Raw genomic sequence first — 22864 nt, forward strand, 5'->3', positions numbered from 1 at the left:
TCTCATCGGCCAAGTGCCGAAACTATGTGCTCCAGCATCTCGCTTACCACATTTATGTATCTGCTCGATGCGTTGAAAGCATTTTGGAACTCTATCATAAATTCAAGCTCTTCATCGCTTGATACACCGACAATCTGCTCTCTTGCATTTGCTACTGCCGAAACCGTAAGCTCCTGATTTGACTGAATTCCCTTGTAAACATCACCGGAGTTTGCAACCTGTGAAACCAGCATGTTGTAATATCCTACGAAGTCGGTTTTTGTTGCTACATTTGGATTTATAACATAATCTGCTGTGGTAAATGCTGCTTTAAGTTTTTCTACGGTAGCCTGATCTTCACTTCCATCAGCAAGGTAAAACTTCATTGATGTGGGTTCTTCCAGATACATTGGGTTAATCCCGATATTTGTGATAATGTATCCTTTTCTGTTTTGTCCCGCCTTGTGCTCATCATCTATGTCATAATTGAGGCAATCTTCCTCATTGAGTACTTTAAAAAGATCATAATCGGAGGTAAGTCCTGAAACCTCGCCAAGAGTTACTGGATTGCTTCCTGCCTCCTCAAAAACCTTGTTGATTGCGGTGCACATATTTTTTATCATCTGGTCAAACTCTGCTTCGACGTTCATGATGACTGACTGTGCAATATTTTTGTTGTAGTAATTTCCGGTAGCGTCATCTGTTATATCATGATAGGTAGCGTGATGATCACCTCTTGCAAGGAGCGTTGATCTCAGCTCTCCGATATCGGTGTTCATTGCTGTTGAAACTGTCTGCTGCAGATCAAATACCTTTGCTCCTCTGATGTCGGTAATAACCCATTCCTGCAAAACATCATCATAGGTCTTTTTTCCTGCAAATTCCCAGTACGGAGTGTTGTATCCTACAGGGCTTCCACCTTTATCCGCAGGAAGAACGTTATCGCATCCCATATGATTTACATGGTCTGTTGTTACGAACTGAGTACCCTCAAACTGAACGAGCACATTTCCGAATGTGTCTTCGTAGTAGCTTATTCTTCCAAGTTCTCCGAGTCTGTCGAGTAGAAGATTTCTCTCGTCTCTGAGGTCGTTTGCATGTTCCTGATGTCCCGACTCTATTTCAACAATATTCAGGTTAAGTTCCTTTATTCTGTCACCTATCTTGTTTATTTCATCCACAAGGTTTGCCACCTTGGTATTCATGTTATCCTGGTAGTTTGTAAAGCCTTCATAGACACTTTTGGCTCTTGTTATAAACTCGTTTGCTCTTGTGATCAGAGTACTCTGATTAACTGCATTTGTAGGATTCTTACTCATCTCCTGAACTGCGACCCAGAGATTTTCCATGGATTCCGCAAACTCGACGCCATTCATTTCCTGAAGCTGATCCTCGATCTCTTCAAGAGTTGTTACAGACACGTCGTAAAAGGCCTCTCTTCCTGCTTCCTGGCGATAACTCTGATCCAGGAAAAGGCTTCTGACCTGCTTACAATTGTTGTAAACAACACCGAGTCCGGTCTGTTTCCATGAGATTATTCTGAAATCCTTTTCAGTGGTGATATAAGGGCGAGTGCCCTGTGAAACCTGTTGTCTTGTATAGCCTTCCGTGTCTATATTTGACATATTGTGAGCTGTGGTATTCAGCGCATTCTGTGATGTCTGAAGTCCTGATGCTCCAATATATAAACTACCCATTAAAGATGCCATGTATCTACCTCTCAAAAGAGCTGTTGTCTATATCATTCATATACTTTATCGGCAAAAATGGCTTTTATCTTATAGGAATTACAGAGTTATTTCCTAAATTAAGCTAAAAAAGATTGATCGGACCTACCCAATCAATCTTTTTAACATATCTGTCCTATATAATCCGCTGCATAAGTTTTCTAATCAAAAACCTTTTCGCAGGCATCTGCATATCACTGCTTAGCATCAAATCTTCCCATGGCCACAACCCCAAGCCTGTCCCCTCTTGTTCCCGCATATCTCGTATAATTTGCGGTCTCCGGTGCACGCCTTGCAGACTGAATAATATTCATCTCATACTGCACCATCTCAAGTGAGCTCTGTAGAAGAATCTGGTTCTGATCGTTTACACGCTGTACATTCTTTGATACATCTTTTAATTTGTCTCTCTGTATTGCAAGGCTCCGCTGCTCATTCGGTCTTGAATCAAGCATCCTTACAAGATCCGTCAGCTTAAGGTCATTCCCCTTTTCACCTATCACATCAGCAATGCTCGCCATTACAGCTTCACGTTCCTTATCGACTGCTGAGATAAGGGATACAACCGCCTGCTCGTCCTCTGTTATCTTCGCCAGCGTCCGCAGGTCTCTCTCCACAATAACGGGAGTCTTTTTCCCGGACAGTTCCAGAAGTCTTTCATATAAAGCGCATTCTCTGTCGAGAACATCAACAAGATTCTGTAATAAGCTTGCCATGTTTTTGTCCTCCTTTTGTGATAGTTCTGTCGGATTGCTGAAAGTAATATATTCCGTTCTCGCCGATGCTCATCCATAGCGGAGCGTTTTTTATCTATTAAGCTTACGGAATAAATTTTTATAAGATAAAAAAGAGCATAGTTATAGAGCCTGCCTAACGTCCATCGGAGCTTAAACCGTTTGATTAAGCCGGCTCTAATAGTTTCTATCAGTATTCACAATATTACTTAAAGGGATTCACTCAGTTTAGCGAGGAGCTTATCTGCAAAAGCGTCTCCGCTAACGTCGTACGTTCCGTTCTTAATTGCACTCTTAATAGGTGCCGTAACGTCCTCCCTGACATCCGGAGCCTCTTTCACAGCCTGCTTAGCAATCTGAATATCTTTTCCGATAGAAGAAATATTCAGTGAATCAGAAACACTTGCGGTCTTCTGAGTCTTTGCTGTCTTATTCACTTTGTTAGTGCCATAAATCTGCTGAATCTGGCTGTAAGCTTCTATACGCATATCGTTTCCTCCTTCCTTGGAGAATTTCTTTAGTTCTACTACATTTATCGGCGTATTCTTTTTTTACTTTAGAGGTTTTGTAAAAAAATATCAATTATTTTCTTGCTATCCTCTAAGTTCTTCCCCTGATGTCTTTATCTTGTAGACCACCATCACTAAATACCCTATATTGTAGCTTCACTTATGAAACCCCAAGGTATTGTGTCATTTGTTCCCCACCGATAATAATATCGGTCAGTGCTTAGAAAAACTTAACCCCTATTTCAAAAAAAAATTTATTTTTTTTTTATATTTTCACATGGCACTTCACAAAACAATATTGAACTGTTCGAAACATATTTTTACAACAAAAACACCCTCCTTACTGCCTATACAGTAAAGAGGGTAAATATCAATTTTTAATCGGATGGAATATTTTATATAAATACATTTCTTAATTCTTCAGGTTTAATACTTCTGTATCTTCTGTAACCACAACAGGCTCAGCGGGAAGTACTCCCATGTGATCTCCGTCTTCTATGAGAAGCTCCACAACCTCACCCTCTTTGAAATATCCAAGGTCCAAAACCTTCTGGCAAGAAGCGTTGCCGTAACCGCTTACAAATTCGCCGTTAACATAAATGGCAAGTGATCTCTCTACCGTATGGTCGCGATTCATGTAAAAATACAGTTCACCATCCTTTGAAGGAGTCACAGAAAACTTAAATACATTGCCATTTTCCGTTTCTTCAGTATCACTTTGGGAAGCCTCCATCTTTGCCTCATAAAACATTTCGGCATTTTGCCCTGTAAGGCCATCCCAAAGCATCTTCTGAACCCTGAACGGATCATTTTCCGCAGATATTTTTTCAAGCAGTTTTTTAACATTGTCTCCGGATGTCAACTCTGCGGGTAGCACCTGTGAATTCTCAGTTATCTCACCATCTGCTCCAATAAGGTACTTTATTCCCAAAACTGCATCTGCACACATTGTGTTATCAGCATCATACATCGTGTATAAACCGTTATCATTAAATCCAAGCTTATACATAAAAAGGCGGTTTTCAACCTTAAGCAGACTGTTATAAGTTGTCGTTCCGTTGTAGTCAAAGTGCAGACTGTCATTCGGCGTTCTTGGTGAGAGACATTCTATACGGTAATCATTATCAGTATTATTATCATCTCCCACAGAAGCTAATGCCACGGTCTCGTCTTTTTCAAGCTCTCTAACCTTTTCAATTGCAGCCTCTGTCGCTTCGCACTTTGCCATATATCCTGATGCGCTCTCGGCATTCATGGATGAATTCCTATATATACAGATGAAATTCATTGAAAAATCTGCCATAGCCAACATCAGTATAACCGGTATCGCTGCCATCCTTACAATTGATACTATTTTATGATCATCAGAATGTTTATAACATATCCCACCAACTATCAGCATCTCAGCGAACACTAATAATGCACCGTTTATAAGCCATGCTTTATTGCCCATAAATCCCAGCTTTTGATAAAAAGCCACTGCAAGCAGCAAGAATGCCACAAATCCTGAAATAAGAGCAGTCTTTATAGTAACGCCGTCAAAATTTACGAGGCACATATACACCATCAAAAGACAGACAAAAGAAAAAATAAAGGAATATCTGTATAAATATCCGTAGGCCTCCGTTCCTCCGTGTGCCAGCGTGTTGAGAGGTTTTATGCAGAAGAACAGCGTAATAACTCCAAGAAAAGCTCCCATTGTCGCTCTCACAGAGCTTACAATCTTTTTGTTAAAGAAAAATAGAATACACGGAATAACGAAAACAGTTCCAAAATAAATATTCGGAAGTCCGTTCATTATTTCCAGTGAATCATAGCTCATTGAAAACAGCTTGGGAATTATCACAAAAGGTGATAAGCTTCTTCCTATCGCCTCGGAAGAAGGAAGAAAATCAGAAAAAGCATTCGCCATTGCACCGGAATGATCCTTATTACTACCCATAAGTGACATCACAGTAGGAACAAGAAACCACAAATCCAGTACAAGTCCCGAGATTGTAGAAATAATAAACTCAATAAACTTTCTTACATCCCCTCTTATTTCTTCTTTGTACTTTAATTTGCCAAGCAGCAAAAGAGTCACAAAAACACCAAGAAACATAAGTATCATAGCGGCAATATAATAATTTGCTACTGCCATAGCCATTACAGATATCACATAAATAAGACGTCCCCGTTTCTCAGAACGCATCATTTTCAGGTACCCTACAAGCAAAACCGGCATCACAATAACCGCATCAAGCCACATGATATTTGTCATGTTAGCTATCATCCATGCGCTGAAAGAGAAGGCTACAGCTATTACAATATTGATAAATTCTAAACCAAATAGTGTATACTTTAGCCAAATTCCATTGCCATTACAATTTTCATATATTCCCCTGGCATTTCCTGAATCAGAGCCTCTCTTCTCTGCGGAAGAACCCAAAACCTTATTCTCATTTATTACCGGAAGAATTCTTTCAACATATGAAAGAAATACTGACATAGTAGCTGACATTGCTCCTATCTTGAGCATTATCAGGAAAGTAACCGCAACCGCGTAATATTTATCAGGAATAAATATGAACATCAAAAGAAACGGACTTGTAAGATAATATGCCCAAATACCGAACATATCAGATCCCAGTCCGCAATTTTCAGAGTACAAAAAACCATCTGCCCCATGCCATACATTATGGTAATAGGCAAAAAAGTCCACATACTGCTGCTTCATATCCTCATATAAAAATGTGTTATCTCCAAATGGTGCAATGTGCAGAAAAACACACAATGCCGTAAACAAACATGCAGCAGCAAGGAACGCTGCCGCATGTAACTGTACTGCTTTTTTCATTTCCCCAAATAACTCCAAAAAACCCCTGGGCTTTACTTCTTTATTACTTAACTTTAATCGTTATTGTAGACGATACTCCATTATAACTTGTAACCATTATTGTTGCCATACCTTTTTTTCTTGCGGTAACAAGTCCTGTAGATGATACCTTTGCGATCTTCTTGTTTAAGCTCTTAAACTTATACTTATCACAGTGTGATCCCTTATTTACCTTAGGGTTAAGCTGGTAGGTCGCACCTTTTTTCAAAGTCTTTTTCTTAGGAATTTTTACCTTTGTCGGCGCTTTTTTGACATTTGCAGTAAAGGTTACATTTACAGTGCCGTTGCCTCTTACCCAGGATGCGGTAATTCCGGTCTTACCCTTTTTGACCCCTTTAAGTTTTCCTGCTTTGGTAGTCTTGGCAACACTCTTTTTATCTGATGAATATTCTCCTGCGACCCTGTTGCTAAGGTCATTTGTAAAAATAGAGAACTTGCTTGTTCTGGTACTTACTGCTTCACCTACACCAACGGTATAAGCATCTACTTCACAATTTCCGTTGCAGCTTGCGGTATCATCCACATAAATACCAAAGGGGCAATCCATAGTCAGCTTGTTTCCTGACATATCATAAACTATTCCGCCATCCTTTACGGCAATGCTCGCATCTCTTTCACCTGAAAATGTGTTGCCGCTGATGTTTGAAGCTTCACTTCCTCCCCTTACAAGGATTCCGTATCTGCTCTGTCTAAGAGTGTTCCCGCTTAAGCTGTTGCCAGCAGAATAAACGGTATAAATGCCTGCATAGACATTATCCTCTGAAAAGCTGCTCCAGTCACTGTAACCGTTTATTACATTTCCGCTGACATCAAAACCGCTTACAGTATAAAGTCCCTGAGGGAATTCATCACCGCTGTAATCACTGTAATAACCTGAAAGCAACAGTCCAACCTTGGATGAAGCATCTCTGTCATTTCCGCCAAGTGTAATCTGATTACCTGTTATTGAAAAGTTGGCATTGTAGGAAAGGCAGTCTACATTTTTGTTCTTTTTCTTAGTAGGTGCATGTGTATACCAGGTATATGTAGTTGTATCAACGCCTCTTCCGACATTTGTAAATACGTTGTTGCTTATTGTCGAATCCTTCCAAAGCGTACACATTATTGCAGTATTTCTTATATCGTTAAAAGTACAACCGTTAACCTTTATCTTTTCGAAATAAAAGTCTCCTGTCAGGGCGCAGTGACTACCAAATCCCCTGTACAGATTGTTGAAAGTACAGCCGCTCACCTCAACATTTTCACACGGATAATCATCATCAACCGGGTCCATGACATAGGTCATTGCCCCTTCTTTCTGAACATCAATCTGAAAAGCTTCAAGTTCCCCCTCCGTATGTCTGTGATCTTTGAAGGTACAATTTTTAACCTTAACATTCTTGCAGGCTGCAATCTCAAGCATATGCGGTGATGCAGAGTCTTCAAAGGTAACATTCTCAATTGTAAGACCTGTCATATGAGCAAGCTTTATGAGACTTGTTGAGAGGTTGTTTCCTTCACCGTCAAAGCATCCGCCTGATATCACAATGTTCTGATAATCACTGTAGGCACCTTTACCGTCTTCAAGCTTCTGGGTTGTTACCATTATGCCGTCATAGTCATTGATTATCGTCACTCCATCGAGCTGCAGCGTGGTATTGCTTCCCAGTCTCAGTGCTCTGCTTGTATCGCCTGTTTTATGATATGTTCCTGCCGGCACTATTACCTTATAGTATTTTGAGGTATCTTTCTTTGTCACAGCCCAGGCTTTGTTCAATGCACCCTGAACCACATTTCTGAAATCAGAATCCAGCTCGCTTTTCATTCCTGTCAGATCATAGGTAGTAAGGTTACCGGAAACCGATTCCTTATACGTATATTTAAGGACATTCACAATAGCAAATTCAGAAAAAGAGTCTGTATCAAAATCCAGAGTGATATCCTGGTAATATTCCTTGTCCATCGGACTTGCCATAAGTTTCCTTGTTGTAAGAGTGCCCGGCTTTAATCCTAAAGTATTGGGATCAATGTCGTCCTCTGCCACGATGGTTTCCTCATCCCTGTCAACAGGAAGTGCTATAGCTGAATCCTCTCTCCAAACCTTTGCCTCAAGATCCGATATCTCATCCTCATGCAAATGGATCATTTTTATATCGGTGAAGCCTTCATAATTCTCCTGCTCGATAATACCTTCCTCAGATAGTCTGACATTTATATGTACATCCCCGTTCTGAGGCTCTACCTTTTCTCCGTCTTCGTCAAATATCTCAATATCAAAAATCCTGGAAGCAAGTATATCTTTTCCTGTCTTCTCTTCAATCTTTTCATTTATATTTGTGTCATCTACAGCCTTAACTTTTACCGATGAACCGTTCGGGATAATGTTTTCCTTAGCGCTTATTGTAAATAAATATCCGTCCGCCTCTGTCTCATATGAAAAAGGATCACTTACGAAATCTTCAGGTTCATCTGATGCATTTTTATCTAATCCTGCATTTCCATCGGAAACTGCTGATTCAGCACTGCTTTCAACCTGAGCTTCATTATCGGTTTCCTTTGCATCGTTATCATTCAATGTCTTATTGTCATCTACTGTATTCTCAGTTTCATGACCATTTTCGCCATCCTGCGCCTCGTTTTCAGCACCATGCGCATTGTTTTTATTCTGTGTATTTTTATCCGAGCAATCATCCGTATTTTGAGCTGCTTCTTTTTCATCAATGTCTGTATTTACGACATCATTATGATTCTCATTCCCTGAGTTGTTCTGATCTTCGGCTTCCGAAACATTTTTATCATTCTCTGAATTACTCTCTGATTTACTCTCTGATTCATCCTCTGAATTCTGCTGTTTGTCAGCAGTCTCTGTATCATCGTTTATAACCTCTGATACCTGTTCTGTTACTGTCTGCTCATTACTTTCATTCCCGGCATCATTCGGATTATCATTCTTTTTCTCATTCTCTGTGCCATCCTCATGGACATTACTGTTTGTATTCTCTTCTGCATCAACGTGATCAGCTATTTCCGTATAGGAAGCACTTCCTGAATAATCAACTGCTCTCACATCCTGCCTCATAAAAGATGCAGCAAGAGCAATTTCAAGCAAAATTATCCCCGCTCTTTTCATTTTTCCTCCTCATTTTAAACTCATTTTTATCTGACTGAATAATGTCGGATGCCCCTTTTTAATGTTGTGTAACGTAAGCGCAACAACAAAAAAGGCTCCTCTATAAAAAATGCTGCCAACCATCTTCATGTTGGCAGCGTCATCTTTACTAAAAATCAATCCTTCGGTGGAAGCTTCATTCCGAACTTCTCACGCAGCTTAATATATTTCTGAATAACACCTGAGCCGTGATACCAGATAAGTTCCCTAAGGTCTACATGTGATTCAAGGAAATAGTTATGAAGAGTCTTCTTCATAGTCTCATTCTGCCACTTCATGACTTCTAATTCTGTGAATGTCGTACGAGTAAGCTCTGATGCCTTTCTCGTCTCCTTCTGAGCATTTTCAACAAATTCCTTAACAGCCTTAGTAAGGGATTCCCTGTACTGCAGATGTTCCGTAGGATTAGGCTCCGGATTACGCATCCATTCTACAAAATCCCCTGCTATAACTCTGTCAGTAGTTGTTGACTTCATCCAATCCTTGTATGGTGAAAATCTGGGTGAATCATATGATTTTCTAACCAGAAGAACCGGAGTCCCAAGCGCAAGGCAGGGAAGCGCACAGTGAAGACGCTTAGTCAGCACACACTTTGCGTTCTGATATATCTCCAGATAACTCTCTACTTCCTTCTTTCTCTCTTCCCAAGGCATGTCGGTTGAGGGTTCAGGTCTGGTAGCAGGTAAAACCTTCAGTTCAATCCCCAGTCCCTTTACCTGTTTTTGAACAGCTGCCAGGGCCTTTCTTCCAATATCCACACAAACAATGTATTCTTTCTCAGGCTTGGGAATATCGCGCCTTGGAAGTGTCAGCGTAACACATGCGGAAAAATAGTTTTCTATCCCGCGCTTACTGAGCTCTTCCATTGTATAAGGATCGCGGCATCCGATAGGCTCATATTTTTTCAGGTACTCTTTACCCGGGCCGCTCTCAAGATACTCAAAGTGGCATGGCATTCCTCGTCTGCGTCCTCTCTGAATGTCATCATAGTGGAAACCTATCCACATAGGATAAACATATTTTGACGGCGGCCAATTCCACTTGTGCCACATATACCATGCACTCATGATGGTAGCAACAGGCTCATCATCTTCAGCCACGAAGCTATCGAGTTCCTCAATATCCACCATATAATCAACACTTGGTAAAAACAAACTAGCTGCATAGCTTTGCATGTCATCACCAATGTTCTTGGTTGTCCTTCTCCAAAGTACTCCGTATTTCAATACTTTTTCTCCTCCGATTTTTAAAGAAAAGCTATCCGGACTGACATAAAAAAAGCACAATTTATTACTAAAAAATCAATTTCTTAAATGTGTTTTTTATAAAAAAGTTTTCTTAATAAACTATAAAAAACCTGGTCCGGACCTAATTATCAACTAACTTATTATATCGGATAAACGGCATAATTTCCACCCATTTAGTCCCTGTCAAACATTTATCAAACAATTATACCTAATCCAATCATATAGTCTATACAAAAATGCCAATAGACAGTTTTTTCAAATTTTAGTAATATTATGATTACACGGCAATGTCAATTTTTTTCTTTATGAAGGGGGTAAAAAAATTGAAACGTAAAATAACATTATTATTATCTCTATTGCTAATTGAAGGATCTATTTTTAATACTACACCCATCACAGGTAACGCACAGGAATTGGATGACAGTGTGCCTGCTATCGAGACTCAGACTCTTTCGGATAGTGCAACAGCTACCTCCGATTCCAGAACAGTAAGTAATGTTGATGAACTTTATAAAGCCATTCAGGATAAAGTAGCTAACATTACGCTCAAGAACGGAACTTACAAATTAGGTAATGCACCTATTAATCTCTATTCAGGACTGACACTTGATCTTGGCAACTCAACAGTGGAAAGAGACGGCGGAACATTAGTTTTTACATCAGCAAACGGTACAGGTGGTTATGATGCCTACTCAAATATCACTGTAAAGAACGGCACCATCAAGAGGTCCGCAGGTTCTTCAGACACTGCAGGTCTTATGATCGTCGGACATTCAAGTAATGTAACTCTCGACAATCTGATCTTTACTGATGCAAATAACGGACATATGCTTGAGTTTGCTGCCTGCAAGAATGTTACAGTAACAAACTGTACCTTCAAAGACGGCCATTATTCAAGCGCTGATGACAAAGGTGAATACGAAGCCTTCACCCTTGACGTAGCGACTCCGGGTAATTTTTCTATGGAGCCTCTCGATAGTAATGCTTGTGAAAATGTTACCGTTTCAGGCTGTACATTCTCCAATGTACGTCGCGCAATCGGTGGTCACAGAGTTGTTTCCGGTCACTTATTTGAAAAAATAACCATTAAGGATTGCAAGTTCAATAACATTACGGGTACAGCTATAGAAGCAGTTGGCTTTAAGGACTCTACTATCAGCAACAACACTCTGTCACAGGTAGGCTTTGGTATTGACTGCAGACCTTCATCATCCAAGATTCTCAGTAACCCCGGAGCATATGCGGCAGGCAACACAATTTCAAATAACTCCATAGCACTTATGAACTCTTCCGCAAAAACTACCTGTGGTGTAAGAATAAGTGGAAACGGCACAACAGTGCTCAGTGGATTTAAGGTTGAAAATATCACCGTTACCGGACCTCATGCTTACGCTGTTTACGCCGGATACGTTTCAGACAGTACTATTTCCGGAATCACTTCCTCCGGAGCAGCAACCAATGCAATTCGTGTTGAAAAATGTGACGCTGTTATTGTGGAAAAGAGCAAGATTGATAAGACCAAGAGCCATGGTATCGCTATTATTGATTCAAAATATGATATCATTTCCGAAAACACTATAAATAATGCTAATGGCCATGGAATTGCTATCGAGTCCTCCCAAAATGATAGTATTGTCGGTAACACAATAGTAAAACCCAAAAAGAGCGGAATCAATTTAAACAAAAAATCTGTTGCCGAGCTTGTAGCCGAAAACACAGTTACCAAGCCAAAGACTTGTGGTATTAACCTTGAAGACAAAAAGAGTAAGATAACTATTACTTATGCAAACACTGTTAAAAAGGCCGGCCACCGTCCTTACGGCGGCAAAGGAACCTATGTTGCTGCAGATCAAGGCGTTGTAAATCTGAAAAAAGGTAAGGGATCAAAAATTTCCTTCTACGGAAAAGATGGTAAGGCTAAATTCAGTACAGATAATAAGAAAGTTGCTACCGTTGACAATGAAGGCAGAATCAAAGGTACCGGAAAAGGAACAACAATTATTACCGCAAAGAAAGGTAAATACTACGCAAAAGTGAAGGTTACGGTTAAATAAATTATAATAAATCGCCCCGGGATATATTTAATTTCATCCTCGTTGCAAAAAACGCATAATCGGATGAAAGCAAATATATACTGGGGCCTTTATTTTTATTTATCTTATCCCGAGTTGCAAAGAACGCATAATCGGATGCGACCTCTTTATTCCTTGGTGCCGTGTAGTTTAGCATTTATGGTTCTGGGAAGCCATGTTACCTTCATTCCCACTTTGTAGGCAAAAGAATTCTTCATTCTGTCATATTTCTTATCCACATTTTCTTTACGGGTAAGAAGCTTGCTGTTAATCTTCTCCGCCCTTGCCTGTGAATCAGTCAGCATTTTCATGAAAATCGGTACCATATCGCCTTCTTTGATAGACTTATACAGTTCGTACTTTTCTTCTCTGTAAATGCAGGCTTTCATATCTTCGGGAGCTTCGAGTTTCTGAAAAGCTTCGTCTTTAAAATAGTTGAATGCTGTCTTGAAGTTATTTATATTCTGCTGTCCGACAAACGTACTTACAGTATACAGATAGCTGCCCAATGCTTTATTTATAAAGCTCCGCTTAACCTCATCATATATTCCCCTGCTGACCAAAAAGTCCTTTGTCTTTTCAAATGCTTTAAATACACACAAAGGAGATCTCTTGGGATCCGTTGTAGTTGAAATACTCTGTCCTGTTCTCCAATTTACAAGGTATTCATCAAGGAAGCATACTCTCTCGGCAAATGCCATACATGACATTGAGAAAAAGGCATCATTTGCTTTTTCAATGCTCTGAAACTCTATACCGTTCTCTCTTACAAAATCCACCCTGAAGAATTTATTCCATGGTACGTTTGTAGTCACATTAATAATGCGCTCCGGTATCTCATGTCTGCTAAATACTTCCTCTTCAGGTAAAAAGGCTATACTGCTCTGAACATACATCTTCATTCCGGACTTGGTATCATATTTGCAATGCCTGCAAATAACAATATCCGCCTTTTTGGCTTCAGCTCTGTCATAAAGATCCTCGATTGCCTGAGGTTCAAAGAAATCATCGGAATCCCAAAATACAATGTATTTTCCCTTAGCTTCTCTAAGGCCCTTGTTTCTTGCCTCACCCGCATTGGAATGTTCCTGCTCTATAAGTCTGAATCTATTGTCTTTTTTGACAAATTTATTGATCTTTTTTACTGTATTATCAGTTGAGCCGTCATCGACAACAATTACTTCTATATCTTTGAAGGTCTGATTCGCAATAGATGAAAGGCAGGTATCAATAAATTCCTCTGTATTATATGAAGGAACTACAACTGAGACTTCTACCTTGCCGCTGCTCTTGCGATACTTTGATATCTCTGTTCCAAAGAACTCTCTTATTACTTTATAGGTAGCATTTCCGTCACATGATGCCATGAATTTCTTTTTAAACTCATGTACCTTTTCTTTGTCAAAACGCTCGTCCACATGCTTGATGTAATCGATCATCTCTTCATTTGTGGAAACAACAGGTCCCGGAGTAAGCTCATCATAATCATAGTAGAAGCCTCTCCAGTCAAAGTACTCATCAAGGTCAAATGCAAAGAAAATCATCGGTTTCTCAAAAAGAGAATACTCAAAAATAAGTGATGAATAATCCGAAATACATATATCTGAAGCACAGATCAGATCTTCAATTGAAAGAGAATCCGTTACATCAAAAGCAAAATCGGAATACTCAGCCGGTATCTGTGGTCTTTCATGAGTGATCGGATGATGCTTAAATAAAAGAACATAGTCATCATGGAAGTTATCATAAAACTTCTTAATATCCAGCTCGCTTGGTGAGAAAGCTCCCTTTGTTCTTCCTCTGAAGGTAGGCGCGTACAAAAGTATCTTTTTACCTTTGCTTGCAGGAACTGTCTTTAATACATTTTCCTTTGCATTTGCAATGAATTCAGGATCATAGAAGACATCGGTTCTGCTAAGTCCAAGAGGCTTTATGCAATCAGGATTAGCTTCTTTACCCATAGCCTCCACGTAAGCCCATGCAACTTCAGGGCTACTTACAGTAACAAGGTCATACTCGGGATGCGCAGGATATCTCTCTGCGTTCTTAGCTGTATCTCCGAAAATCTTATCGGCTGTACTTCTTCCGAATTTCTTGAAAGCGCCGCATCCATGCCAGGTATTCATGATATGCTGGCCTTCTCTTTTCTTAAGTCCGCCGCTTATATCTGATCCTTCATTCAGAATCAGATATTTGGATGTAGCCGCATCCTTAAGGAATGCAAAAATACGCTTATATTTATCTGTGCCTCTTGCAAAGCCCTGTCTGATGTAATGAACATTTACATCCAGATCATACTTGGTAGTAAGCTCCTTATGAAGAAGCTGATAATTATTCGACAGCTGCGGGAGTCTAAGTTCAAGGAAAGTAACCTTATCCTCTTTTATTGGCTTTCTGGAGCACAGCCAATAATAGAATTTGAAAATTACCTTTCTTGTAAGGAATCTGAAAGTGACACGATATATCTTATTAAAAAATTTCATGATCTGTTTTCCTTTAGATATTTCTTATTGAGAGCCTCGGGACAATTCTTCTGTAAAATACCGATAGCCGCGGTAATAGCAGATGACTTCTCACCGCCCTCAAGAACCTCCTGAAGTCTTGCTGCTTCCTTCTTGCTTTCAGCTTCATGTCTTGCCTGCATTTTTATTCTGTAAGAACAAGCCATATCTGTTATATCCTGCTTATTCTTGGGAAGCACCTTAGTTTCAAGGAATTCTTCATAGGCATCAAGGTACAGATCCTTTTCATCAGTAAAAGCAATCTGATTGCCGTGATCGAGCCATAAAATCTTATTGCACAGCTCACGAACCTGATTAACAGAGTGAGAAACCAGGATTCCTGTCACATCCGATTCAAGGATCTCAAGCATCTTCTCCTTACTCTTTTTTCTGAAAGCACCATCACCTACACTCAGTACTTCATCAAGAATAATAATCTCCGGCTGACACTGACTTGCAATGGCAAAAGCAAGTCGGCTCTTCATTCCGCTTGATAACTGTTTAAAGGTATAGCTTTCAAATTTTTCAAGCTCTGCAAATTTTATAATATCATCATATTTTTCATCGATGAACTTTCTGGAATATCCAAGCATCGCACCGCGAAGATATGTATTTTCCTTTATGGTCATCTCCGGATCAAATCCACTGGCAAGCTCAAGGAATGCGGCAATTCTGCCCTTGGTCGTAACCTTTCCCTCAGCAGGCTTCATAATGCCTGTAATAGCCTTTAGTATTGTACTTTTACCGGCACCGTTTGTTCCGATAATTCCAAGCATATCACCCTTATTAAGCTCAAAAGTGACATGCTTATCTGCATAGAATTCTTTAACTTCAAACTTTCCGGAGAGATGTCTTACCACATACTCCTTAAGACCTATCGCCTTAAAATTCCCGGTTTTATAAATAACACTTACGTTATCACACTTTACAACTGCCATATCTTATCTCCAACTAAATCAAACAATCGATAATGATCTCAACTATTATAAGTAGTAAATGAACTCATTGTTGTACTTCTTATAAACCCATGAGCCTATAGCAAGATAGAAAAGTGCATAGAACAGGCACAACATATGATACTGAAGTGAAGGAATCGTCATATCGATTACAACCGTTCTGAAATACTTGATCATGACATACACAGGGTTAAACAAAAACAGATTCTGCGTAGCAGGACTATATCTGTCTACTCTGTAGAATATCGCAGAACAGTAGGTAAGCAGTGTCAAAAATACATCATACAGATACTTTATATCTCTAAAGAAAACATATAATGCCGACAGAATCATTCCTATTCCGATATTCATAATTGTCAGGCATATTACCGGGTATATCAGCATCAGCATTCTGGGACTGAAAATAATATGATCCAAAAAACAGAAGAAGAAATATACAGTAAGCGTCAGCGAGAAATTAACCAGAGCCGACACATTCTTGGACAATAGGAACAGATACTTGGGAAGGTTTATTTTCTCAATTATCTTGGCATTCTTCAAAAGAGAATCCATTCCGTTCTTGGTAGCCTCTTTATAAAATGCCATAACCAGGTTACCGCTGAAAAGATAGGTGGTGTAATGAGGCGTATTTCTTCCAAAAAAAGATGTGAATACTATCTTCATTACAAGCAATGTAAGAAGGGGTGAAAGTACGCTCCACGCCATACCAAGTGTTGTTCTCTTGTACTTTTGGGAAAAGTCTCTCTTTACAAGCTGACTAAACAAAAACTTATATTCGTCTATTCTGTTACTCCATTTTTTTAATATATTACTTTTCATTTCTTCGCCTTTTTAAATACCTTTATCTAAGGTATTCTGCTACTTTTCCTTTCTAAACTTCTCTATGTCACTGCCAAAGAACTCTCTGACAATACGATATGTAGCATGCCCATCGCAGGCACTCATAAATCTGTTTTTAAAATCACAGACTTTCTTTTTATATCCCGAATCCTCAAAGGATTTACTCAAGTGAATTATTTCCCGAACCAGCTCCTCATTGGTCTTACAGATAGGTCCCGGTGCCAGTTCCTCATAGTCATAATAAAATCCCCTGTTATCGAAGTACTCATCAAGGTCAAAAGCAAAAAACAGCATCGGCCTTTCAAACAGTGAGTATTCATACACAAGAGACGAATAATCGGAAATACATATATCAGCAGTACAAATAACGTCTTCGGTTGATATCTTCCCTGTAATATCGACTGCAAAGTCCCGATACTCTCCAGGAATTATCGTTTTATTATGACAGATAGGATGGTTCTTTACCAGCAAAACATACTCATCCTTCAGGTTTTCGTAAAGCAGGCCTATATCAAGTTCCCCGGGTGCAAGAGCTGTTTTGGTTTCCCCTCTGAAGGTCGGTGCATACAAAATAACCTTTTTTCCACGCGCCATGGGAACCAGTCGGTACAGATTCTCAAAAGCCCTGTCAATGTAATCTCTCTTGAAAAATACATCTGTCCTGCTTACACCTATAGGCTTTATGCACTCTTTATTCTTCTCTTTTCCCATAGCCTCGGCATATGCCCAGATAACTTCGGGACTGCTCACTGTGACCATGTCATAATCGGGATGCCCCGGGTACAATCTCGCCTCAATACCTGAATCTCCGAATTCCTTATCAAGGGTACTTAAGCCAAACTTTTTAAATGCACCGCATCCATGCCAGGTACAGAGCATATGTGCATTTTTTCTTTTTCTCATTGAGCCGAATATATCAGCCGCCTCGTTAAATATAATGTATTTAGCAGTAGCAGCATCCTTTAAAAAAGAAAATATGTAAGCATATTTCTCACGATTACCCACAAAACCGTGTCTGATAAAATGTGTCCTTATATCAAGATCATAGTTCGTATCAAGGTACTCATACAATTCCGTAAAACTGTTTGACAGCTTCGAAACCCTCAGCTCAACAAATACAACCTTATCTTCCTTAATGGGCTTTAACGTATTCAGATTGTAATACACGGGAAACACAATCTTCCTCGTTACAAATCTGAATGCCCTTTTTAAGATCAACTTCATATTTGCCTTCAATCAAAATCTTCATAGCAGCAATACTAGAAAGATTACTTATATTAATGCTTTATTTTTCAATTTGCAGCCAAGTTATTTTATCAATATTTCTTATATAAGACAAGTCAGCAGAAATTATGTGCAAAAAAGCCGGACTTCAATTATAATATATTCCTGAAAATAAGCGAATTTACGGGTAATTAATTCATATGCAAAACTTAAGTAAAAAAACAGCAAAAATAAAAAGCGCCATAAACAGTCATATAGCAAGCTGTATCAGACCGGTGCAAAATACTATTACTGACTTAGGAGAAAAAAAGTTAAACATCGAACTTCCGGACACACAGCGTCCTTTAATGGCGCTTACTTTCCTTCCGGGTTCAGACATATCGGAAGATACTCTTTTTCGGATAAAATCCCGCCTATCAGGGCTTTTTGATTACAGTTTCATAACCTTTTCCGAAAAAAAGGTTTCTTTTAAAACTGTAAATGAGCGCATTCTTGAGGCAAAGGCAGATTATATCATTTTTCTTAATAACGTTTACGATATATCTAAGGCCTTTGATAAGATTCTGTTCTCCGTTTATAGTGGAAATGGATCTGCAGGTGCAGTAGGCGCACGAAGCTATTATTCCAAAAAATCCGGAAGGACAAATTCAGGACTTATAAAACAGCTTGGTCTATGCACTCAAAAACGTTTCGAAAAAGACGGTATTACACCCTATCTTTTGTTAAAAGAAAACAGAAACCGGAAAATTTTGTGGAGATCAAAAGCCTCAATACTTGAAGAAAGAATACCTTCTACCGATCTTTTGATGATGCCATTTAAAGAATTTGAAGAACATCATGGATTTTTTGAGATGTATGATACGGAATTTTCTCCCTATGCTCTTAGCGATATTTGCTTTTTATGTGAAGCAAAAGGATTAAAAAACTATCTAAGTGCCTCCTGCACGGCTTCCGTTTCTTTCAAAACGGAAAAGAAGAAAGATGCGAGGCTACTGAACAGAAGGATATTCAGAAGCAGATGGTACAGATATATATCTTCAGAAAAACAGGCTTCTTCTGCTAACCTTGATGCAAACAGCATAGACATCTGCGGACCGATGCCCGAAAATGAATCGGCCAAGTTCTGGGGAGATTACCACTATGCCCTTGCCATGAAGAAGTCCTTTGAAAAACAGGGTTTCAAGGTAAATATACTTTCAAGGGAACACTGGTATGACTATACGAATTCCAAATATTCCATAGTGCTTCGCGGCACCAGACCTTACTACAGATCAGCAATTGATACCGGCAGGATCATGATGTTCTGGGCCATCTCTCACCCCGCTGATATTACTCCGGAGGAGCTAAACCAGGCGGACCATGTATTTTTTGCTTCCGAAAAAATGCAGGAAGTCTTTGAGCCTAAGATTAAAACAGCCTCTTCTGTCCTTCCTCAATGCACGGATCCGGATGTAATGTTCTGTTCGGGAAGCTGCTCGCTCTCACCCGAGCTTCTTTTTGTAGGCAACAGCCGACATGTCTATCGAAGAATAATTAAGGATCTCATTCCTACAGAACACGACCTTCAGATATACGGACGTCACTGGGAAGATTTCCCGGAGGTTCAAAAGCATGTGGTTTCTGACTACATTGCCAACTCCGAGGTTTCGTCCGCTTATCACAACGCGGCAATATTGTTAAATGATCATTGGGACGATATGCTGGAATACGGAATAATCTCAAACAGAATCTTCGACGCACTGTGCGCAGGCGCATTTGTAATAAGTGATAATGTTCCCGGCATTCATGAACTCCTCGGGGATGCAGTAGTTACCTATAATGACCGTGATGATCTGAAAAATAAAGTCGACTACTATCTTTCACATCCCGATGAGCGAAATGCCATTGCCTCCATGGCGCAATCACTTGTAAAAGAAAAGCACAGCTTTGATGCACGTATTGCGGAAATAATAAAAGTGATGAGTCAGACGAAAGTCTGATTCATCACTTTTTTCTTACTTAATATGCAATATATCTGTTTTGTACTAAAACTCTATTGGTCGTAAGATTCTGTACTAGTGTACTGACATGTCCATCTTTAATCAAATTGTGAAGTATATGGATTTATATGCTAGGATAAAAATCGCAGGCAATGCGGGCATTGGCAAGATTTTTGACAACGCATATAAATTCATAGACAAGCAATTTGGTTAATTATGGATGTGTCAGTACACTAGCCCATCTCAGTATATCAATTGTCCTTGTAAGTCCCTTTTTAATATCATATTCAGCCTTCCAGCCGAGGGTCTTTATCTTAAAGGAATCAAGCATAGCCTTTGTTGCCTTGGAATAACCGGCAGCCTCTGTCTCATCCGGAAGCTCAAACACCACCTTTTTGCCCGCATATTCAGCTACTATCTCCGCCATATCCTTAAGAGTTATGTCAGAGGCCGGATCTGCGATATTGTAGGCCTCTCCGTTCTTTCCAAAAAGGAGACAGTATAAGAGTGCTGAAACAGCATCGGCTACATAGCTGTAGGAATAAAGCTGATTACCCTTTGACTTAAGGACAATGTCCTCTTTATCCACACCCTTTTTGATAAACTGGGAAATCGCCTTGGTGTCAGACTTAAGCATTGAAGGGCCATAGGTTCTTGAAAGTCTGGCAATTACTATGTCCATATCCTTCTGCTTGATATATGCCTGGCACAGAGCCTCTCCTGCACGCTTACTCTCGGGATAACCCGCCCTTAAGGTATTGCAGTCGATATAACCCAGATAATCCTCTGAAAAGCGCTCCGTGTCGCCTTTATTCTCACCGTAAACTTCAACGGAGGATGCAAAAACAAAACGCTCAGCCTTTTTGCTGTCAGCAAGATCAAGCATATTCTTAAGACCGATAATGTTAGTGATAATTGTTCCTATTGGGTCTGTAGAATACTGAAGAGGATGTGTATTACTTGCAAGATGAAGTATATAGTCTGCACTCACCTGCTTAAGCTCATCAGATATATCATCGTTTACATCCTGTGCATAAGCCTCAAAGTATTCCGTATCACCGTCTAATCCAAATCTGTTGTAGATTCTCTCTTTACTTCTTCCGAGAGCAACAACTTTCGTATTCTTGCCAATATGCTTGTTTCTGTAAAGTAGAGCATCTATCAAAAAGCTTCCTATAAGTCCGGTTGCTCCGGAGAGCATAACTGTTTTTCCGTCAAGCTTCTCCCAGGGAAGCTCAAGTGTTGCCACCTGCTTTATGTCATCTTTGTAAAGTTCGTTATCTAATAAATTCATTTGCATCCTCAATATCCCCTCACCCGTCAGTTTCGCGGACGCCTACCCCTCTAAGGAAAAGGCGGGATTATTATTTTTTATTTAAGCCAGTTATCCTTGTCAGACTTAAGGTATGCCTTGAACATCTCAAGGTCATCCTTTGTAGTAAGCTTGATATTCTTATCGGAGCCTGCTGCAAAATAGAGCTTTTCTCCAAGGTCAACCATCATTGTATTTGTATAAGCACTGCCCTTGATGCCGATTTCTTTCTCAAAAGCTTCATGATATGCCCAGTCGAGCTTGCCGAATTTATATGCCTGAGGTGTTGAAACTCTTCTTAATGTTTCTCTTGGAATATACTTCTTGGTAGTGCCTTCTTCCTCCTCGTTGACTACAAAGATCTGCTCATTGTAAGGAAGGGACGTAACAGCATTGCCATGCTTTTTGCAGACAACGATTACATCTGACAGAACCATCTCATCAACGAGAGGTCTGATACCGTCATGAATGATTATGATATCGTCATCATTTGCCTTACCCTCTAAGTTGAATACACCGTTTCTGATGGATTCCTGTCCGCTCTCGCCTCCGGCAACTATCCATTTAAGCTTTGTTATATTAAACTGCTTGGCATAAGCCCAGACCATATCCTGCCAACCATCTATGCACACAAGCTCAATAGCATCAATCTGTGGATGCTTCTGAAAGCCCTCCAGAGTATAGATAAGAACGGGCTTATCATAGACATTTATAAACTGCTTTGGAATGTCCTGCTGCATACGATGTCCTGAACCACCTGCAATGATAATCGCTATATTTGCCATATCTTGTTCTCCTTTTTCCTTATCTTCCTTTTTCCGATGCCATCAATCCTTCCCAAATTTCAAGGCAACAGCCGAATGAATCTCTCTGTCCTCTTTTTTTGGAATCTGCATATAATTCGGTCCGTAAAGAATCTCCATGTACTTTTCCGTTCCCTTGGGAATTCTCACATCAACACCCTCAAAAACAGCTTTTCGGGATTTACACATATCCTCCCGTTTGTACATCTCTCCGAAATAATGCTTTCTGCCGCTTGGAATGCATACAAGCTGCGAGTTCTCCTGTTTGCAAAAGGAATACCAGTAAATAACTCTCTTTGCCATACTATCCAGGCTTCTCCATTTGAAAAGTCTGCCTATCTTCATCTTTTTTGCAAAGGCTGCCTTTAACACTTCATTAACCGATAAATATGGCCGAAGCGCTTTCCAATCCTCTGCAGTCTTCCTACAGGTAAGGATGTATCCAAGTGCCAGGCACAATCCTCCGTGAAGCTTTCGTTTAAGTCCACTGTCATAGGTGTTTTCAAGAACGAATATATCAATAAAAATACCTGTGTCCTTCATCGTAAGTTCATTAAAGGCTTTATAAACAGTACCCTTTTTCTTTATCTGAACATGGGTCATTCCATATCCCCTGCCAAACTCGGGTCCGCAAAGAACATACTTATCTCCCAGCCTTTCATTAAACACTCTTTTCAAATGTTCAAAGTCACGCCTGGGCATATTGATGTCTATATCATCATCCCATGGAATAAAGCCCTGATGCCTGATGGCTCCGAGAACAGAACCGCCGCTTAATGTATAGAATATATTTTCTTCTTCAAAAACTTTTATAAAGTCCTTCAGCATCTCCAGAAGAGTCTGCTGAAGTCTTTTTAACTGCTCATCATTTAATTCAAAGGTTCCGGGTGCCCCGCGAAAACCGGTCTTAAAGAAATGTCTCTTATCTCCCGAACCTATGGCTTTCATTTTTCCCACT

The 22864-nt window shown here is 39.8% G+C and carries 15 protein-coding genes; 2 read left to right on the forward strand and 13 right to left on the reverse strand.

Annotated elements, in window-relative coordinates; all coding sequences use genetic code 11:
• Window positions 1–2: 2 nt before the first annotated feature.
• The 6 genes from flgK to BV60_RS0114550 form a co-directional block, all read right to left on the reverse strand.
• Window positions 3–1688, reverse strand: a complete 1686-nt coding sequence (gene flgK / locus BV60_RS0114525) for a flagellar hook-associated protein FlgK (RefSeq protein WP_029322865.1) — start codon at window positions 1686–1688, stop codon at window positions 3–5.
• Window positions 1689–1900: 212 nt separating this feature from the next.
• Window positions 1901–2422 carry a flagellar protein FlgN gene (locus tag BV60_RS0114530; protein WP_029322867.1) on the reverse strand — a complete coding sequence of 174 codons (522 nt, stop codon included), beginning with the start codon at window positions 2420–2422 and terminating at the stop codon, window positions 1901–1903.
• Between the two features lie 227 nt (window positions 2423–2649).
• The gene (gene flgM, locus BV60_RS0114535; RefSeq protein WP_029322869.1) at window positions 2650–2928 is read right to left on the reverse strand and encodes a flagellar biosynthesis anti-sigma factor FlgM; all 279 of its coding nucleotides are present in this window, start codon (window positions 2926–2928) and stop codon (window positions 2650–2652) included.
• Between the two features lie 433 nt (window positions 2929–3361).
• The gene (locus tag BV60_RS0114540; protein ID WP_029322871.1) at window positions 3362–5785 is read right to left on the reverse strand and encodes a YfhO family protein; all 2424 of its coding nucleotides are present in this window, start codon (window positions 5783–5785) and stop codon (window positions 3362–3364) included.
• 43 nt (window positions 5786–5828) lie between these two features.
• Entirely contained in the window at window positions 5829–8933 is a 3105-nt protein-coding gene (locus BV60_RS0114545; protein WP_029322873.1) for an Ig-like domain-containing protein, read from the reverse strand.
• Between the two features lie 155 nt (window positions 8934–9088).
• Entirely contained in the window at window positions 9089–10198 is a 1110-nt protein-coding gene (locus BV60_RS0114550; RefSeq protein ID WP_029322875.1) for a polysaccharide pyruvyl transferase family protein, read from the reverse strand.
• 344 nt (window positions 10199–10542) lie between these two features.
• Between BV60_RS0114550 and BV60_RS0114555 the strand changes: the two genes are divergently transcribed.
• Window positions 10543–12273, forward strand: coding sequence for a right-handed parallel beta-helix repeat-containing protein (locus tag BV60_RS0114555; protein ID WP_029322877.1), 1731 nt, complete (start codon window positions 10543–10545; stop codon window positions 12271–12273).
• 146 nt (window positions 12274–12419) lie between these two features.
• Here the strand turns inward: BV60_RS0114555 and BV60_RS22175 are convergent, their stop codons facing one another.
• From BV60_RS22175 to BV60_RS0114575, 4 genes are read right to left on the reverse strand one after another with little or no spacing between them, the layout of a single operon-like run.
• Window positions 12420–14774 carry a CDP-glycerol glycerophosphotransferase family protein gene (locus BV60_RS22175; protein WP_051656765.1) on the reverse strand — a complete coding sequence of 785 codons (2355 nt, stop codon included), beginning with the start codon at window positions 14772–14774 and terminating at the stop codon, window positions 12420–12422.
• Entirely contained in the window at window positions 14771–15730 is a 960-nt protein-coding gene (locus BV60_RS0114565) for an ABC transporter ATP-binding protein (protein ID WP_081846707.1), read from the reverse strand. The genes BV60_RS22175 and BV60_RS0114565 overlap by 4 nt, the downstream gene beginning before the upstream one ends.
• A gap of 45 nt (window positions 15731–15775) precedes the next feature.
• Window positions 15776–16567, reverse strand: coding sequence for an ABC transporter permease (locus tag BV60_RS0114570; RefSeq protein WP_029322883.1), 792 nt, complete (start codon window positions 16565–16567; stop codon window positions 15776–15778).
• A gap of 39 nt (window positions 16568–16606) precedes the next feature.
• Entirely contained in the window at window positions 16607–17812 is a 1206-nt protein-coding gene (locus BV60_RS0114575; protein ID WP_051656766.1) for a CDP-glycerol glycerophosphotransferase family protein, read from the reverse strand.
• A gap of 200 nt (window positions 17813–18012) precedes the next feature.
• On the opposite strand from BV60_RS0114575, the gene BV60_RS0114580 reads away from it, so the two are divergent.
• The gene (locus BV60_RS0114580) at window positions 18013–19791 is read left to right on the forward strand and encodes a CgeB family protein (protein ID WP_029322891.1); all 1779 of its coding nucleotides are present in this window, start codon (window positions 18013–18015) and stop codon (window positions 19789–19791) included.
• Window positions 19792–20005: 214 nt separating this feature from the next.
• Here the strand turns inward: BV60_RS0114580 and BV60_RS0114585 are convergent, their stop codons facing one another.
• From BV60_RS0114585 to BV60_RS0114595, 3 genes are all read right to left on the reverse strand, one after another.
• Complete coding sequence (locus BV60_RS0114585) at window positions 20006–21085, reverse strand: NAD-dependent epimerase/dehydratase family protein (RefSeq protein WP_029322893.1); 1080 nt, start codon at window positions 21083–21085, stop codon at window positions 20006–20008.
• Window positions 21086–21162: 77 nt separating this feature from the next.
• Window positions 21163–21888, reverse strand: coding sequence for an IspD/TarI family cytidylyltransferase (locus tag BV60_RS0114590; protein ID WP_029322895.1), 726 nt, complete (start codon window positions 21886–21888; stop codon window positions 21163–21165).
• A gap of 42 nt (window positions 21889–21930) precedes the next feature.
• A complete protein-coding gene (locus BV60_RS0114595) occupies window positions 21931–22854 on the reverse strand; it encodes a LicD family protein (protein ID WP_051656767.1) in 924 nt (307 codons plus the stop codon).
• Between the last annotated feature and the right edge of the window lie 10 nt (window positions 22855–22864).

Origin of the sequence: Butyrivibrio sp. AE3004 (assembly GCF_000703165.1) — a bacterium.
Taxonomy (GTDB): Bacteria; Bacillota; Clostridia; order Lachnospirales; family Lachnospiraceae; genus Butyrivibrio.